This is a genomic window from Variovorax beijingensis, from assembly GCF_007828835.1.
Taxonomy (GTDB): domain Bacteria; phylum Pseudomonadota; class Gammaproteobacteria; order Burkholderiales; family Burkholderiaceae_C; genus Variovorax; species Variovorax beijingensis_A.
In genome coordinates this window covers 375247-390669 of the sequence record NZ_VIVL01000001.1, presented here as the reverse complement: position 1 = coordinate 390669, position 15423 = coordinate 375247, and the positions used below count along the sequence as shown (strand labels likewise).

General features: G+C 67.8%; 16 protein-coding genes. 9 read left to right on the top strand and 7 right to left on the bottom strand.

Annotated features, from left to right (window positions below; genetic code table 11):
- Positions 1-80: 80 nt before the first annotated feature.
- Positions 81-1211, top strand: coding sequence for a septal ring lytic transglycosylase RlpA family protein (locus tag FB547_RS01845; RefSeq protein WP_145739151.1), 1131 nt, complete (start codon positions 81-83; stop codon positions 1209-1211).
- 9 nt (positions 1212-1220) lie between these two features.
- Here FB547_RS01845 and FB547_RS01840 read toward each other — a convergent pair whose 3' ends face one another.
- The 3 genes from FB547_RS01840 to FB547_RS01830 form a co-directional block, all read right to left on the bottom strand.
- A complete protein-coding gene (locus tag FB547_RS01840) occupies positions 1221-1688 on the bottom strand; it encodes a carboxymuconolactone decarboxylase family protein (RefSeq protein ID WP_145739149.1) in 468 nt (155 codons plus the stop codon).
- 91 nt (positions 1689-1779) lie between these two features.
- Positions 1780-2661, bottom strand: coding sequence for an RNA polymerase sigma-70 factor (locus FB547_RS01835; RefSeq protein ID WP_145739147.1), 882 nt, complete (start codon positions 2659-2661; stop codon positions 1780-1782).
- Between the two features lie 39 nt (positions 2662-2700).
- Positions 2701-3558, bottom strand: a complete 858-nt coding sequence (locus FB547_RS01830; protein ID WP_145739146.1) for a ferritin-like domain-containing protein — start codon at positions 3556-3558, stop codon at positions 2701-2703.
- Between the two features lie 130 nt (positions 3559-3688).
- On the opposite strand from FB547_RS01830, the gene FB547_RS01825 reads away from it, so the two are divergent.
- Positions 3689-4306, top strand: coding sequence for a glutathione peroxidase (locus tag FB547_RS01825; RefSeq protein WP_145739144.1), 618 nt, complete (start codon positions 3689-3691; stop codon positions 4304-4306).
- A gap of 287 nt (positions 4307-4593) precedes the next feature.
- On the opposite strand, the gene FB547_RS01820 is transcribed toward FB547_RS01825, so the two are convergent.
- Entirely contained in the window at positions 4594-5205 is a 612-nt protein-coding gene (locus tag FB547_RS01820; protein ID WP_145739142.1) for a glutathione S-transferase N-terminal domain-containing protein, read from the bottom strand.
- A gap of 121 nt (positions 5206-5326) precedes the next feature.
- Here FB547_RS01820 and purB point away from each other — a divergent pair, with 121 nt between their 5' ends.
- The 4 genes from purB to FB547_RS01800 all read left to right on the top strand — a co-directional run bounded on the left by purB (position 5327) and on the right by FB547_RS01800 (position 10799).
- The gene (gene purB / locus FB547_RS01815) at positions 5327-6706 is read left to right on the top strand and encodes an adenylosuccinate lyase (protein WP_145739140.1); all 1380 of its coding nucleotides are present in this window, start codon (positions 5327-5329) and stop codon (positions 6704-6706) included.
- 135 nt (positions 6707-6841) lie between these two features.
- Positions 6842-7984: a PepSY-associated TM helix domain-containing protein gene (locus FB547_RS01810; RefSeq protein ID WP_145739138.1), complete on the top strand. Its 1143-nt coding sequence runs from the start codon at positions 6842-6844 to the stop codon at positions 7982-7984.
- Between the two features lie 81 nt (positions 7985-8065).
- A complete protein-coding gene (locus FB547_RS01805; RefSeq protein ID WP_261380229.1) occupies positions 8066-10204 on the top strand; it encodes a TonB-dependent receptor family protein in 2139 nt (712 codons plus the stop codon).
- 34 nt (positions 10205-10238) lie between these two features.
- Positions 10239-10799, top strand: coding sequence for a YaeQ family protein (locus FB547_RS01800; protein WP_145739134.1), 561 nt, complete (start codon positions 10239-10241; stop codon positions 10797-10799).
- A 2-nt stretch (positions 10800-10801) separates the two neighbouring features.
- Here FB547_RS01800 and FB547_RS01795 read toward each other — a convergent pair whose 3' ends face one another.
- Both FB547_RS01795 and FB547_RS01790 read right to left on the bottom strand, forming a co-directional pair.
- Positions 10802-11107 (bottom strand): putative signal transducing protein, encoded by a 306-nt coding sequence (locus FB547_RS01795; protein ID WP_145739132.1) that lies wholly within the window; start codon positions 11105-11107, stop codon positions 10802-10804.
- Positions 11108-11120: 13 nt separating this feature from the next.
- Positions 11121-11585: a DUF3717 domain-containing protein gene (locus FB547_RS01790; RefSeq protein WP_145739130.1), complete on the bottom strand. Its 465-nt coding sequence runs from the start codon at positions 11583-11585 to the stop codon at positions 11121-11123.
- Positions 11586-12070: 485 nt separating this feature from the next.
- Here FB547_RS01790 and FB547_RS01785 point away from each other — a divergent pair, with 485 nt between their 5' ends.
- The 3 genes from FB547_RS01785 (at position 12071) to FB547_RS01775 (ending at position 13801) form a co-directional block, all read left to right on the top strand.
- A complete protein-coding gene (locus FB547_RS01785) occupies positions 12071-12817 on the top strand; it encodes a TerC family protein (RefSeq protein ID WP_145739128.1) in 747 nt (248 codons plus the stop codon).
- 81 nt (positions 12818-12898) lie between these two features.
- Complete coding sequence (locus FB547_RS01780; protein ID WP_145739126.1) at positions 12899-13363, top strand: hypothetical protein; 465 nt, start codon at positions 12899-12901, stop codon at positions 13361-13363.
- Between the two features lie 84 nt (positions 13364-13447).
- Positions 13448-13801 carry a phage holin family protein gene (locus FB547_RS01775; RefSeq protein ID WP_145739124.1) on the top strand — a complete coding sequence of 118 codons (354 nt, stop codon included), beginning with the start codon at positions 13448-13450 and terminating at the stop codon, positions 13799-13801.
- 39 nt (positions 13802-13840) lie between these two features.
- Here FB547_RS01775 and FB547_RS01770 read toward each other — a convergent pair whose 3' ends face one another.
- A complete protein-coding gene (locus tag FB547_RS01770; RefSeq protein WP_145739122.1) occupies positions 13841-15418 on the bottom strand; it encodes a M48 family metalloprotease in 1578 nt (525 codons plus the stop codon).
- Between the last annotated feature and the right edge of the window lie 5 nt (positions 15419-15423).

Genomic DNA, 15423 nt, shown 5'->3' with positions numbered 1-15423 from the left:
CGTGTCGCTTCGCCACCCCCCTCACCGGGGGCAACACCGGCGGCCCGGCAAAGCCGGTTCCGCGGTGTTTCTGGCGCGAAATGCATCGAAAAGCAGCGGCGGTGTGTGCCATCGCCGTCGCCGTCCTTCTCGCGGGCTGCGCGAGCGGCACGCGCAGCGGCGGCGGCGCACTGGGCGGCCGCGACGGCCCGGGCAGCAACATCCCGTCCGACCTGGACCGCGTGCCCGATGCCGAGCCCCGCATCGAAGCCATCCGAGGCAGCGGCGGCACCAGCAAGCCCTACACGGTGCTGGGCCGGGCCTACCAGCCGATCACCGACGACCGGCCGTTCCGCGAATCGGGCATCGCCTCGTGGTACGGCCGCAAGTTCCACAGCGCCTCGACCGCGAGCGGCGAGCCCTACGACATGTACGCCATGACGGCCGCGCACAAGACGCTGCCGCTGCCCAGCTACGTGCGGGTGCGCAACCCGGCCAACGGGCGCGAGGTGATCGTGCGGGTGAACGACCGCGGGCCCTTCGTCGACGGCCGCATCATCGACCTGAGCTACACCGCGGCGCTCAAGCTCGACCTGCTGCGCGGCGTGGCGCCGGTGGAGATCGAGCGCATCACGAACGAGGACATCCGCACGGGCGCATGGCGGCGCGATTCGGGCACGGCGTATGCCTCGGCCTCGCAGCCGCCGCGCGCTGAGCCTGCACCGGTGACCGTGCCCTCGGCCTGGGTGGCGCCGGTGGCGATGAACGCTGCAGCGCCGGCCTCGGCAATGCCGGTCGCGCCGCAAACGCCCATGGCATCCACGGCGCCCGCCGATCGGATCGCGCAGGCCGCGCCGGCGCCCGAGCCGGAGGCCGCATCGCCCCGCCAGCCGATCATGGTCACCGACCTCCCGCCGCTGGCGCCGCTCACGGCACCGCCGCCCGCGCCCGCAGTTGCCTCGCAGGGCGCGGCGCCCTCCTCGCCTTCAGCCGCGGCCGCAGGTTTCTGGGTGCAGCTCGGTGCCTTCCGCGAGCGCGATGGCGCCGAGAGCCTGCGGAGCCAGGCCGCGCGCGGCCTGCCCTCCATGGCGCCGCAGCTGCGCGTGTTCAGCGAAGCCGGCACGCACCGCCTGCAGGCCGGGCCGTTCGCCTCGCGCAGCGAAGCCGGCGAGGCCGTCACGCAGCTGCGCGAGAGCCTGCGCATCGCGCCGATGGTGGTCGAGCGACGCTGATTCGAGGCCTCAGGGCATCGCCTTGGCCGCCACCTGCGAGCGCATGCCGACGCCCAGGCGGTTCCAGGCGTTGATCTGCGCGATGGCGATCGAGAGTTCGACGATCTCGAGCTCGCTGAAATGCGCCTGGAGCGCTTCGAACTCGGCGTCGCGGGCTTGGTGATGGTCGGGCAGGCGCGTCAGCGTTTCGGCCCAGTCGAGCGCCGCGCGCTCGCGCTCGCTGAAGAAGCTCACTTCGCGCCAGGTGGGCAGGCTGTTGATGCGCTGCCAGTCTTCGCCCTGCTGGCGCAGGTCGCGCACGTGCATGTCGAGGCAGTAGGCGCAGCCGTTGATCTGCGAGACGCGGGCAAAGACGAGGTCGATCAGCACCTTGCCGAGCGTGCTCGACTCGATGGTGCCGTTGACGGCGATCATGGCCTGGAAGGCCTTGGGCGCGATCTTGAACCAGGTCAGGCGGGGGGCGATGGGGTTGCTCATGGTGCGTGCTCCAGGTGGTTGAGATGAAGAATCTGCTTGCTACCCACTGAAGACGGGCCGGCCATCGACCCTGTGACACGCCGTCCGAAAATTATTTCGACGAATAGAGCTGCGCGATGCGCGCGAGCTTGTCGGGGTTGCGCTGCACGCGGACGCGCACGATGCGCTCGTCCTCGATCTCGAAGGTCTGGGCCGATTCGAGCTGCCCGTCGATGAAACGCAAGAGTCCGGGCTCGCCGTTGATCTCCACCAGTTCCATGCGCACCGCGGTGCCCATGCGGCGCCACAGCGCGAAGTACAGCTGCGCGAGCCGCTGGCTGCCGCGCAGGACCTTGCTGAAGCTCTGCACCTTGCCGCCGCCGTCGCCGATGAGTTCCACGTCTTCCGCCATCAGCGCCTTCAGCTCCTGCAGGCTGCCGCGCGCTGCCGCATCGGCAAAGGCGCGCAGCAGGCGCTGGTGGGTTTCGCGCGGCACCTGGAAGCGCGGGCGCGCCTCCTGCACCTGGGCCTTGGCGCGGTGCACCAGCTGCCGGCAGGCGGCTTCGCTCTTGCCGAGCGTGCGGGCCACCTCGTCGTAGTCGGCATCGAACACCTCGCGCAGCAGGAAGGCCGCGCGCGCCTCGGGCGCCAGGCGCTCGAGCACGGCCAGGAAGGCGACGGAAATGTTGTCGGCGCGTTCGAGCAGCTGCTCCGGGGTGTCCGGCCCGCCGGTCAGCGTGGGCTCGGGCATCCAGGCACCGACGTAGTGCTCGCGCTGGACCTTCGCGGCGCGCAGCCGGTCGATCGAAAGGCGCGTGACGACGGTGACCAGCCAGGCTTCGGCACTGCCCAGGTCGGCCTTGTCGGCCTCATGCCAGCGCAGCCAGGCGTCCTGCACCACCTCTTCGGCTTCCGCGACGGAGCCGAGCATGCGGTAGGCGATGCCCTGCAGGCGGCGGCGGTGGCTGTTGAAGGCGAGGGTGGGATCGTCCATGCTCACAAGACGGGCGACCCACCGGGTTTGTGACAGGTGCTATGCGCCCTGGTACTCGGGCCTGGGGCCGAGCGAGGCGGCCAGTTCCTTGCGGTAGCGGTTGAGTTCCTGCACGGTCTTGAAGCTGCGGTTCATCAGCAGGCTCAGGTTGTGCAGGATGCGCTCGCCGACCTTGCTTTCCCAGACCGCGTCGAACTTGATCTGCTTGTCCAGCCAGTGCTCGAGCCAGTCGGGGTCGGGCATGCGGCTCTGGATGGTGTCGTTGGGGAACAGCGCCTTGTTGACGTGCAGGTTGGTCGGGTGCAGCGCCTGGGCCGTGCGCCTCGCGCTGGCCATCAGCACGCCCACCTTGGTGAACGCGGCGCGCGCCTCGTCGCCGAACTTTTCCATGGCGCGCTTCATGTAGCGCAGGTAGGCGCCGCCGTGGCGGGCCTCGTCCTGACTCAGCGTGGTGTAGATGTGCTTGATGACCGGCTCGGTGTGCCACTGGGCGGCGCGGCGGTACCAGTGGTTGAGGCGGATTTCGCCGCAGAAGTGCAGCATCAGGGTTTCGAGCGGGGGGGCCGGGTCGAAGTCGAAGCGCACCTCGTGCAGCTCCTGCTCGGTGGGCGCATGCTGGGGACTGAAACGCTTCAGGTACTCCATGAGCACCAGCGAATGCTTCTGCTCCTCGAAGAACCAGATCGACATGAAAGCGGAAAAGTCGCTATCGTGGCGGTTGTCGCGCAGGAACATCTCGGTGGCCGGCAGCGCCGCCCACTCGGTGATGGCGTTCATCTTGATGGTCTGCGCCTGCTCTTCGGACAGCAGCGAAGCATCGAACGACTGCCAGGGAATGTCCTTGTCCATGTCCCAGCGGACAGATTCGAGTTGTCTGAAGAGTTCCGGATAAAGCATCAAAGTCTTTCTAAGGCCGTCGATTTTAGTCGGCTCGTTTGGCGCACCCATGACAGACGCGCGATGATGTGTGGATAAGCGCGGTCTTATGGCGCGAAATGCACACTTTTTTGTCTTCAGGAGCCCTCTTATGCGAATCCCTGCCGCCCTGGCCGCATGCCTCCTTGCCGCTGGCACGGCGGTCGCCCAGGCCCCCTCTCCCAGCCCGTCTCCAACTCCCGCTGCTGCCCCATCCACCGCGGCCGACGGTGCCGCGGCCGCCGCCTGCCCGCCCATCCTGCAACACACCTTTCCGCGGCTGCAGGACGAAAAACCCCAATCGCTGTGCCAGTACGCGGGCAAGGTGGTGCTGGTGGTGAACACCGCGAGCTTCTGCGGCTTTACCCCGCAATACAAGGGGCTGGAGGCGCTGGACAGCAAATACCGCTCGCGCGGGCTGGTGGTGCTGGGCTTCCCGTCCAACGATTTCGCGCAGGAATCGGGTTCGAACAAGGAAATTGCCGATTTCTGCGAAAGCACCTTCGGCGTGAAGTTTCCGATGTTCGCGAAGTCGTCGGTGCGCGGCGCCAATGCCAACCCGCTGTTCAAGCAGCTCGCGCTGGCCTCGGGCACCACGCCGAAGTGGAATTTCTACAAGTACCTGATCGGGCGGGACGGCAAGGTGGTGCAGGCCTGGTCCAGCATGACGGCGCCCGACGAGAGCGCCTTCGTCAAGGTCATCGAGAGCCAGCTCGCGGCCGGGGGCTGACGGCTTGCCGCCGTGAACTAACGGTCACAAACGTTTACCACTGGAGGGGGAACCGGACTGGCACACTGTGCTCATAACGAACGAGTGCAGCAAATGCCTTCCAGTTTTCATGTTGCGAGGTCTTCCGGGCGTCTTGCCTGGTCGAAATCCCGAGGCGATTCTTCTCCTCCTCCCTCCCTCCCTCCTTCGCGTCGGGGCGCCTCGCAGCATTTTTGTATTTCCCGCACGGGCGGGGCGCGGCAGACGCCGGCGCCCTGAAACGAAAAAGGCGCCAGAGGCGCCTTTTTTCATGGTTGGGTGTCGATGAAGCTGGGCCGCAGCATCAGCTTGTCGTACAGCTTTGCGAGATTGGCGTGCTCATGGCGCCAGTCGATCTCGGGAAAGCGCAACCCCAGCCAGCCCAGCGCGCAGCCCACGGCGATGTCCGACAGGCTCAGGTGGATGCCGCTGCAAAAGGGCTTGTCGGCCAGCCCCTTGGCCATGGCGGCGATGCCGCCTTCGACCTTGGCGCGCTGGCGCTCGATCCAGGCGGCGCTGCGCTCGCCGTCGCTGCGGCCCGACCAGGTGGCTTCCAGCCGCCAGAGCACGCCGGCGTCCATGACGCCATCGGCCAGCGCTTCCCAGGTCTTGACCTCGGCGCGCTCGCGGCCCTGCTGGGGAATCAGCTTGCCCACGGGGGACAGGGTGTCGAGGTATTCGACGATCACGCGCGAATCGAACATCGCGTCGCCGCCTTCCATGATGAGGCAAGGCACCTTCCCGAGCGGGTTGGAGTGCGCGATGGTGGTGTCGGCCGCCCAGACGTCCTCGATCACGAACTGGTAGTCGAGACGCTTTTCGGCCAGCACCACGCGCACCTTGCGCACATAAGGGCTGGCGGCCGATCCGATCAGTTTCATGAAAGCTCTCTCCCCTTGCATTGATGACGTTTGTTCATGGTCATTTTAGGGGAAGGGCCAAAGATCGGGCCCCGATCCGTGGCAAACGTGCATCGGCGCCAAGCCACCTAAAATTCGGGGAATGAGCTTCTCCACCGTTTCCGCCCTCTCCCCACTTGATGGCCGCTATGCGGCCAAACTCGCGGCCTTGCGCCCGCTGATGAGCGAACAGGGCTACATGCACCGGCGCGTGCAGGTCGAAGTGGCGTGGTTCATCGCGCTGTCGGACTGCGGCTTTGCCGAATTCAAGCCGCTCACGGGCGGCGCCCGCAAGTACCTGCTGGGGCTGGTTTCGCACTTCTCTGAGGCCGACGCGCTGGCCATCAAGGACATCGAGAAGACCACCAACCACGACGTGAAGGCGGTCGAATACTGGATCAAGTCCAAGTTCGAAGCCCGGCCCGAGCTGCTGGCCGCCGCCGAATTCGTGCACTTCGCCTGCACCAGCGAAGACATCAACAACACCAGCCATGCGCTGCAGATCCAGGCCGCACGCGAAAAAGTCATGCTGCCGGCCATCGACGGCCTGATTGCCAAGCTGCGCGAAATGGCGCACCAGTTCGCCGGTGTCTCGATGCTGTCGCGCACGCACGGCCAGACCGCCAGCCCCACCACCGTGGGCAAGGAAATCGCCAACGTGGCGGTGCGGCTTTCGAAGGCGCGCGCGCAGATTGCCTCGGTGCAACTGCTCGGCAAGATGAACGGCGCCGTGGGCAACTACAACGCCCACCTGGCCGCCTGGCCCGACTTCGACTGGGAGGCGTTCAGCCGCAAGGTCATCGAAACGCCGGCACCGCTCGGCCTGGGCCTGAGCTTCCAGCCCTACAGCATCCAGATCGAGCCGCACGACTACATGGCCGAGCTGTTCGACGCGGTGGCGCGCGCCAACACCATCCTGATCGACTTCTCGCGCGACGTCTGGGGCTACGTGAGCCTGGGCTACTTCAAGCAGCGGCTCAAGAAGGGCGAGATCGGCTCCTCGACCATGCCGCACAAGGTCAACCCGATCGATTTCGAGAACGCCGAGGGCAACCTGGGCCTGGCCAACGCGGTGCTGCGCCACCTGAGCGAGAAGCTGCCGATCAGCCGCTGGCAGCGCGACCTGACCGACAGCACGGTGCTGCGCAACATCGGCGTGGCCTTCGGCTATGCCACGCTGGCCTACGCGAGCCTGGCCACGGGCCTGGGCAAGCTGGAGCTCAATGAAGAAGCGCTGGCCGAAGACCTCGACGCCTCGTGGGAAGTGCTGGCCGAACCGATCCAGACCGTGATGCGCCGCTTCGGCGTGCAGGGCGCCTACGAGCAGCTCAAGGAAGTGACGCGCGGCAAGACCGTGACGGCCGAGGCGCTACACGGCCTGATCCGCTCGCTCGACATTCCCGAAGCGGAAAAGGAGCGCCTGCTTGCCATGACGCCCGCGAGCTACGTGGGCAAGGCGGCGGAGCTCGCCAGTAGAATCTAGCCTCCCCGCACGCCGATGCAGCAGCCGCCCGAGGGCGGCTGTTTTCTTCGTGCCACGCCCCCTTTCCAGCCAACGCGCCCCGTGCGGCGCGCCAGCCAACAACCAGGCGGGGCCTTTTCGACGCCCCTGTTGTCCATGCTGCGCGCATCCCTCCGACGCCTCTGGCTCAAGATCCACCGCTGGATCGGCCTCTCGCTCGGTCCGGTCCTGGCCCTCACGGCGCTGCTGGGCGCCGTGCTGGTGGTGGCCTTGCCGATCGACCGCCATGCGCATCCCACGCTCTTCGTCGCACGAAGCGCGGCCGAAGCGGGAACGGGGATGCCCACGCTGCCGCTCGAACCGCTGCGCCAGCACCTCGTGGCCGAGTTCGGCCCCGACACCACCTTCACGCTGCGCCCGCCGCGCAGCCCCGGCGAGACGCTCTGGGTGTACGTGCGCGGCCCCTGGGACGGCACCCTCTACCTCGACCCCGCCACCGGCGCGGAGCAAGGCCGGCGCGGCTCGCACGAAGGCGCCTACAACCTGCTCTTCGAGCTGCACAGCAGCCTGCTGCTGGAAGACACAGGCAAGGGCATCCTGGCCTTCGTGGCGCTGGCCTACCTCTTCCTGCTGGTCACCGGCGTGGTGCTCTGGTGGCCCGCGCGCTGGCCGCCGTCGCTGCGCATTTCGCTCGACCGCGGCCTGCTGCGCGGGCTGTTCGACCTGCACCGCACCGGCGGCGCGGTGCTCGGGCTGCTGATTGCGGTGTCGGTGTTCACGGGCGCCTACATGGCCTGGCGGCCGCTCGGCGGCTTCATTTCCACCGCCATGGGCCAGGAGCTGGTCAAGCCGCCCGCGGTTCCCAAGGGCTCGCCCATGAGCGCCCGGCTTTCGCTCGACGAACTGGTGGCCCGCGCGCAAAGCGTGTTCCCGGGCCAGCCGATCGGCTACGTGCAGGTGCCGGCCAGGCCGAACCGGCCGATGCGCGTGCGCTTCCGGCTGGCCGACGATCCGCATCCGAACGGCATCAGCTCCGTGTGGCTGCATCCGCTGACCGGCGAAGTGCTGGCGGTGCGCCGCTGGCAGGACCTGGACGCCGGCAACGGCGCGGTGGTGGTGATCTACCCGCTGCACACCGGCGTGCTGGGCGGGCCGGTGCACCAGGCAATCACCATGCTGCTCGGCCTGGCGCTCGGCGGCCTGGGCCTGAGCGGCATCTGGCTCTGGTGGCGCCGCCGCCGCGCGGCGGCCGCCGCCCGCGACATCGCGCTTTCGGGCGGCAACCGCACTACGTCCTGAGCCGGACGCCTGCAGCTTTCGATTTTTATGGATATCCGAGGAGAAGCCTTGTTCAAGCAAAAGAAGTGCGCCGCACTGGTCATGGCGCTGTTCCCCATCAGTTTCCAGAGCCTGGCGGCCGAGGCCGAGCCGGCCGGTGCCGCATCCGGCGCGAAGTCGCTGGAGGCGGTGACCGTCACGGGCGACTGGCTCGGCACGCCCAGCGAGACCAAGGTGCTCGAGCACCCGGGCGCGCGCAGCATCGTCGAGCGCACGCAGATCCAGGAAAGCGGCGCCACCAGCGTGCGCGAGGCGCTGCGCCAGGTTCCGGGTGTGCAAGTGCAGGAGAGCAACGGCACGGGCGGCAGCGACATCTCGCTCAACGTGGGCGTGCGCGGCCTCACCTCGCGGCTGTCGCCGCGCTCGACCATCCTGCTGGACGGCGTGCCGCTGGCCTATGCGCCCTACGGCCAGCCGCAGCTGTCGCTGGCACCGCTGTCGCTCGGCAGCCTGGAAGCGGTCGACGTTGTGCGCGGCGCGGGCTCGGTGCGCTACGGACCGCAGAACGTGGGCGGCATCATCAACTTCGTGACGCGCGCTATTCCCAAGCAGTTCGCGGGCGAAGTGAGTGTGGGCGTGGAAAGCGCGGGCCACGGCGGCGGCACCAAGACCACGCCCAGCCTGTTCATCGGCGGCACCAACGAGAACGGCCTGGGCCTGGCGCTGCTCTATTCGGGCACGCACGGCGACGGCTTTCGCCGGAGCAACGACCACACCAGCATCGACGACCTGATGCTCAAGGGCGCCTACCGCCTGTCGAAGACCGACGACATCGCGGTGACGCTGCATCACTTCGAGGGCAAGGGCCGCATGCCGGGCGGGCTGAGCACCGCGCAGTTCGCGGCCGACCCGTTCCAGTCGGACCGCCCGTTCGACGAATTCACGGGACGCCGCACCGACGGCTCGGTCAAGTACACGCACGACGACGGCGTGAACAAGTTCGAGATGCTGAGCTACTACACGGACTCCTACCGCAGCAGCTACCTCGAGCAGGAAGGCACCGGCGCCAACGCCAGCCGGCGGCGCCTGACCAGCGCACCGCGCAACTACAAGACCTACGCCTTCGAGCCCCGCTACTCGCGCCTGATCGATTCGGGCAGCGTGGTGCAGGAGATCAGCGTTGGCGCGCGCTACCTCAAGGAAGAAGCCTCCGAAGTGGCGACGCGCAGCGCCTACTACCGGCCGAGCCCGGGCTTCGACGCCTATGCCCTCGCCCAGCCCGCCTACCAGTCGAGCAAGGGCGGCACCACCGCCCACGCGGTCTACATCGACGACCGCATCGACTTCGGCAACTGGACGGTCACGCCCGGCGTGCGCTACGAATCGATCCGCTCGCACAACGACGTCTTCACGCTGGCCAACGGCCGCGTCACCGGCGCGAACTATCCGAAGATCGATTCCAACGAAGTGCTGCCGACGCTGTCGGTGCTCTACCGCATGAACGAGCGCTGGTCGGTGTTCGCGAACGCCGGCGTGTCGTTCGGGCCGCAGCAATATGCGCAGCTCGCGCAGTCCACCACCGGCCTGCACCCCGAGAAGGCCAAGACCTACGAGATCGGCACGCACTACAAGGGCGAGGCCTGGAGCGGCGAGCTGACGCTGTTCAACATCAACTTCGACAAGGAGCTGCTGCTGGCCCGCTCGATCACCGGCGACGTCGGCCAGTGGACCGACCTGGGCGCCACGCGGCACCGCGGCCTGGAGTCGGCGCTGCGCTACCAGCTCGGCAGCCTGAGCGATTCGCTCAAGGGCCTGTCGGTATCGGCCACCTACACCTACACGCAGGCGATTGCCAAGGCCGGGGCCTTTGCCGGGCGCGACCTGCCCTTCTACTCGCGCCAGGTGGCCACGCTGGGCGCGCGCTACGAGCGCGGGCCGTGGACCTTCAATGCCGACGTGTACGCGCAATCGAAGCAGCGCTCGCCGGGCTCGCCCGACGACGGCGCGCAATACATCACGCTGGAAGACTCGACCGGCCGGCTCGGCAACATTCCGGGCTACGCCACCATGAACCTGCGCGCGGCGTACGACTTCGGCCCCTCGATGAGCCACCTGAAGCTGGCCGTCGGCATCAAGAACCTGTTCGACCGCCGCTACTACAACCGCTCGGTCGACAACAACGGCGGCAAGTACGTGGGCCAGCCGCGCACGGTATACCTGCAGGCCTCGGTGGCGTTCTGACGCGGCCCGTGGGGGCGCATACACTCGCGCACCCATGGCCCTCAAATCCACCATCTTCAAGGCCGCCCTCGCGGTGGCCGACATCGACCACGGCTACTACGCCGACCATGCGCTGACCCTGGCGCGCCATCCGAGCGAGACCGACGAGCGGATGATGATCCGGCTCGTCGCGCTCGCGCTCAACGCGCACAAGCTGCAGGACGTTTGCCAGGGCGACGGCACGCTGGCCTTCGGCGCGGGTCTGTCGAACGTGGACGAACCCGATGTCTGGCTGCGCGACTTCACGGGCGAAACCAAGCTGTGGATCGAGGTCGGCCAGCCCGAGGACAAGCCCATCATCAAGGCCTGCGGCAAGGCGGACGAGGTGATCGTCTACTGCTTCAACCATGCGGCCGAGATCTGGTGGCGCGGCATCGAGAACAAGCTCACGCGGCCGCAGAACCTGCAGGTCTACCGGGTGCCGACGGAAGCCTCGCAGGCGCTGGCCGCGCTCGCGCAGCGCAGCATGCAGCTGCAGGCGACGATCCAGGAGAACACGCTGACGCTGGGCGACGGCACCCACAGCATCGACGTCGAGCTGCTGCGCTGGAAGTAGCCTCAGGCCACCGGCATCATCCGGCCGCAGTGCCAGCACTGCTCGAAGCCGCCTTCGATGCGCTCGCCGCAGATGCACTGCCAGTTGCGCTGCGGCCGGTGCTGGGCCGCATGCAGCACCTGCTGCGCGCGCTCGAACTGCGCTTCGTCGTCGATCCAGATCTCGGGCAGGCACTGGTCGGGCGGCAGCTGGCCCATGACGGCGCCCAGGTATTCGCGCTGAACCGTCGCCTGCACGCCCTCCTCGCGCAGCGCATGCACCCACAGGGCCGCGATCGCGAGGTTCGGAGCCTGGGCAAGGCGGCGCATGGGGCGGCCTCCTTCAGGGCACGTCGTCGGGGCCGAGGGGCTCGGCGGGATCGTCGGGCCACTGCGGCGGTTCGGCCTCGCGCGCACGCTCCGCATATTTGTTGAAGCGCCAGGCCGAGTCTTCCATGGTGATGCGGCGCCAGGTCACGCGCTTCTCGGCCGGCGACATGGCGGGCCAGTGCTGCACCTCGTCGAAGCTGCGGCCGCAGCCCTTGCACTGGTCGTCGCCCTGGCTGGTGGAGCAGATGGCGATGCAGGGGGTGTCGGGCGTGCTGTGGTACCAGTCGAGCCAGGCGGCCCAGGCTTTTTCGGGGAAGCCGAACTCGTCGACCTCGTCCTCGTGGTGGAACACCATGAGCGCGTAGACCTCGGCGAGCGCGCGCAATTCGGGCGCCAGCGTGATGCCGTCGAGCGAGGGGCTCTTCTCCCGCCAATGGTTGATGGCGGCCTCGATGTCGGTGATGTGAATGGCGGCCATGAAGAGAGAAAAAACAGCGAGCCGGCGATCATAGTCCGGCAATGTCCCGCGTCAGTCGAAGGTTATATGCGCTACACAACACATAGCAACATAACCAGCAACCACAAGGCTTTCGAGAGCATTCTTTTTGGATCTCGGTAATTTCGAGGTTGCCAGAACAGGGTTTGCAATGCTCTAATTCTCCTCACGAAGGGGAGTAGCTCCCAGCCGCCGTGCACCACGGCGGCCATCGACAGGTCGTCAATACGAAGCACAACACTTCCGGCCTGTTGGACAACACGTGCCCCCGGGCGCGCGCTGTCGAGCAAGACCTTCGATTTGAACCTGCGCAGGTTTGGTCGAAGCGTTCCTGAATCCCCGGTCATCGCCCGGTCTTCGCCATCGCTTCGGCCTACCCGCACGGGATGGATCGAAATGCAACGCATGCGCCGGACCGGCGCCATCCAGCCCAGGATGGACGGACCGCGCGAAGACAAGAGGAATCTATGGAACAGTTCATGACCCCGGAATTCTGGGTCGCGGTCGGTCAGATCATCATGATCGACATCCTGCTCGGCGGCGACAACGCCGTCGTCATTGCCCTGGCCTGCCGCAAGCTGCCGCCTGCGCAACGCACCAAGGGCATCCTCTGGGGCACGGCCGGCGCCATTGCGCTGCGGGTGATATTGATCTTCTTCGCGCTCACGCTCCTGGCCATTCCGTTCCTGAAGCTGGTCGGCGCCGCGCTGCTGGTGTGGATCGGCATCAAGCTGCTGGCGCCCGACCATGACGACGCGCACGGCAACATCCAGAGCAGCGACAAGCTGTGGGGCGCGGTCAAGACCGTGATCGTGGCCGACCTGGTGATGAGCGTGGACAACGTGATTGCCATTGCCGGTGCCGCGCAAGGCGCCGGCCAGGCCCACCAGATGCCGCTGGTGATCTTCGGCCTGCTGGTGAGCATTCCGATCATCGTCTGGGGCAGCCAGCTGGTCATCAAGCTGATGGACCGCTTCCCGGTCATCATCACGCTCGGCGGCATGCTGCTGGGCTGGATTGCGGGCACCATGGCGGTGTCCGACCCCGCGCTGTCGAACACCGCGGCCTGGACCTGGGTGCCGAAGCTGCCGCAGACCGATACCATCCGGTACGCCGCAGGCATTGCCGGCGCGCTGCTGGTGCTGGCCGTCGGCAAGTGGGTGGCCATGCGCCAGGCTCGCCAGAAGCCGGCCGAAGCCGCCACGTCCAGCTGACGGCCACCTGCAGGGGCCTGGCGAAAATGCTCTTCCCCTGCTGCCCGGTCTCTGCCACTCTAATTACTTGAAGGAGCACCCATGGAAAAGGTCATTCTGTACGTCGACGACGCCGGCTATGCGGCCGAGCAGTTCGCCGAGCTTGCCCCCGACGCCAGCAGCGTCGTGGCACGCCACTGGGTACTCGTGGCCTGCGCTCCGCGCATGACGCACCGCATCAGCAAGTGGGTGAGCCACAGCGCACGCGAGAACTGGCGCGCCAAATGGTTCAGCAAGGTGCAGGCGCAATTGCTGCCGCTGCTCGAGCGCAATGGCGGCCAGGTGACGCCGGTGCTGGCCAAGGGCCCGCTGGCCGACCTGACGCAGCAGCTCAAGCGCGAGCATTCGGCCACGCTCGTGGTCGATGCGCGCCGCCCCAAGATCGGCGTCGACCTGGAGCCGGTCACGCTCGACCAGGCGCCGCCGCGCCAGTCGGGCTGGGCCTTTCCCGGCGCCGTGATGGGCATGGGCGCGCTGCTGGTGCTTGCGAACGAACTGGCCGAATAAGCGCGCAACCCCGTCCTGACGAGCCCCGGTGCGGCAACGCGCCGGGGCTCGTTGTTTTGGGGCCTCTGGGGTATCCTGCGCCGCATGCGCATCATCATCAAATGGCTGCTCAGCGCTGTCGCGCTGCTGGCGGTGGCTTATCTCTATCCCGGTGTCCAGGTTGCCAGCTTCGGCTCCGCGCTGATCGCCGCGGCCGTAATCGGCCTGCTCAACATGGTCGTGCGGCCGGTGCTGGTGGTGCTGACGCTGCCGGTCACCATCGTCACGCTCGGGCTGTTCCTGTTCGTGATCAATGCGCTGCTGTTCTGGGCCGCATCGGGCCTGTTGTCCGGCTTCCAGGTCAACGGCTTCGTGGCGGCGCTGATCGGCTCGCTGATCTATTCGCTGCTGGGCCTGGTCATCGAAGCCGCGCTGGGCGGGCTGCTCTCCAAGGGCTGAGCCGCCAGGCGGGCGGCACTTTCTTTATCGCTGCTCGGCTCACTTCAGCGGCGGCTCCTCGGCCTGCCGCTTGACCAGCACCTCCACGGCCCGCGCGCGGGTGTCGATGATCGAGGCCTCGTAGTGGTCGACGGGCACGCCGGGCTTGCGCATCAACTCCTGCGCGGCCTTGAGGCGGTCGCGTGCGGCCGGATAGTCGAGGATGGCCACATTGGCCTCGGCATCGGCGCGCACCGCGCGCACCGAATCGTTCTGGGCGCCATACAGGTTGGCCAGGGCCCGCCAGGCGGTGGCGTCGCGCGGATTCGTGGCCACCCAGTCGCGCAGCACCGGCACCAGGGGCGCGGGCTGCCGCGTGGCCACGGCGGCATCGGCCGCAAGCAGCATCTCCGGCCGCTCCTTCGACTTGGCATCGAGCAGGCCCGCGGCCTTGGGCGCGTTGCCGCCGGCCAGTTCGATCTCGGCGTTGAGCCAGCGCGCCAGCCTGGCTGCGGAGGCGTCGTCGGCGGTGCGCGCCGTCAGCCGCTCGGCCATGGCGCGTGCGGCCCGGAAGTCGCGCAGCTCCTTGGCCGACAGCGCCGCCGCGTAGAGCGTGCCGGCCTGCTGGGCCGCACTGCTCTTGGCAAACTCGCCGCTGGAGGCCGCATCGACCCACAGCCGCAGCACGTCCACACCCGGCCGCGTGAGCACGCGGGCACGCGCCGCGATCATCGCGTGGTCCATGGCCAGCGGCATGGCCGGGGCGGCATCGAGTCGGAACTGGAAGCGCCCCTGCATGTCCGAGATGCGCTCCGAGGTGAGCGGATGGCTGCGCAGGTAGGGGTAGGAGCCGTTGTCGTTCAGGCGCGAGGCGTACTGCAGCTTCTCGAACATCGCGGCCGCGCCCTGCGGCGCAAAGCCCGCCTGCGTCATCACGCCGAAGCCGACGCGGTCGGCCTCGCGCTCCATGTCGCGCGAGAAGCTCAGCTGGTTCTGCATGAAGAGCGCCTGGCTGCCCATCATCACGGCTTGGCCCGCATCGGCGTTGCGGCTCTTGCCGGCCGCGATCATGCCGAGGATCAGGCCCGCCAGCATCAGCGGCATCTGCTTGCCCTGCTGGTTCATGATGCGCGAGATGTGGCGCTGCGTGACGTGCGACAGCTCGTGCCCGAGCACCGTGGCCAGCTCGTCGCGGCTGCCCACCGTGGCAATCAGGCCCATGTTGAGGCCCAGGTAGCCGCCCGGCAGCGCAAAGGCATTGATGTTGCGGTCGCGCCCCAGCAGGATGGTCCAGGCAAAACGCTCGTCGAGCTCGGGCGTGAGCTCGCCGCGCTGGCGGGCGGCGGCCAGCAGGCGCTGCCAGATGTCCTGCACGTAGGCGGCGACCACCGGGTCGTCGATGTAGTCGGTGTCGCGGTAGAGCTCGCGCGCGATCTGGTCGCCCAGCTGGCGCTCGGCACTGGCGGTCATTTCGCCGCCGTCGCCCAGGCCCGGCAGCACCTGCATCTGGGCGCGGGCCGGCACCGGCAGCAGGACCTGGCCCGCTATCAAAACGGCAGCACAGAGCGACCGCAAGGCGGGCGCGGCGGAAGTCTTTGGGGCGGGCTTTGGGGTGGCAAAGGGAGTCAAGCGCGGCATTCCTC

Excerpts from the sequence above, each read along its gene's own strand:
- FB547_RS01825 (WP_145739144.1), top strand. The coding sequence starts at position 3,689 with ATGCGAATCCCTGCCGCCCTGGCCGCATGCCTCCTTGCCGCTGGCACG.
- FB547_RS01845 (WP_145739151.1), top strand. The coding sequence starts at position 81 with ATGCATCGAAAAGCAGCGGCGGTGTGTGCCATCGCCGTCGCCGTCCTT.
- FB547_RS01830 (WP_145739146.1), bottom strand. The coding sequence starts at position 3,558 with ATGCTTTATCCGGAACTCTTCAGACAACTCGAATCTGTCCGCTGGGAC.
- purB (WP_145739140.1), top strand. The coding sequence starts at position 5,327 with ATGAGCTTCTCCACCGTTTCCGCCCTCTCCCCACTTGATGGCCGCTAT.
- FB547_RS01840 (WP_145739149.1), bottom strand. The coding sequence starts at position 1,688 with ATGAGCAACCCCATCGCCCCCCGCCTGACCTGGTTCAAGATCGCGCCC.
- FB547_RS01810 (WP_145739138.1), top strand. The coding sequence starts at position 6,842 with ATGCTGCGCGCATCCCTCCGACGCCTCTGGCTCAAGATCCACCGCTGG.
- FB547_RS01820 (WP_145739142.1), bottom strand. The coding sequence starts at position 5,205 with ATGAAACTGATCGGATCGGCCGCCAGCCCTTATGTGCGCAAGGTGCGC.
- FB547_RS01805 (WP_261380229.1), top strand. The coding sequence starts at position 8,066 with ATGGCGCTGTTCCCCATCAGTTTCCAGAGCCTGGCGGCCGAGGCCGAG.
- FB547_RS01800 (WP_145739134.1), top strand. The coding sequence starts at position 10,239 with ATGGCCCTCAAATCCACCATCTTCAAGGCCGCCCTCGCGGTGGCCGAC.
- FB547_RS01790 (WP_145739130.1), bottom strand. The coding sequence starts at position 11,585 with ATGGCCGCCATTCACATCACCGACATCGAGGCCGCCATCAACCATTGG.
- FB547_RS01780 (WP_145739126.1), top strand. The coding sequence starts at position 12,899 with ATGGAAAAGGTCATTCTGTACGTCGACGACGCCGGCTATGCGGCCGAG.
- FB547_RS01835 (WP_145739147.1), bottom strand. The coding sequence starts at position 2,661 with ATGGACGATCCCACCCTCGCCTTCAACAGCCACCGCCGCCGCCTGCAG.
- FB547_RS01795 (WP_145739132.1), bottom strand. The coding sequence starts at position 11,107 with ATGCGCCGCCTTGCCCAGGCTCCGAACCTCGCGATCGCGGCCCTGTGG.
- FB547_RS01775 (WP_145739124.1), top strand. The coding sequence starts at position 13,448 with ATGCGCATCATCATCAAATGGCTGCTCAGCGCTGTCGCGCTGCTGGCG.
- FB547_RS01770 (WP_145739122.1), bottom strand. The coding sequence starts at position 15,418 with ATGCCGCGCTTGACTCCCTTTGCCACCCCAAAGCCCGCCCCAAAGACT.
- FB547_RS01785 (WP_145739128.1), top strand. The coding sequence starts at position 12,071 with ATGGAACAGTTCATGACCCCGGAATTCTGGGTCGCGGTCGGTCAGATC.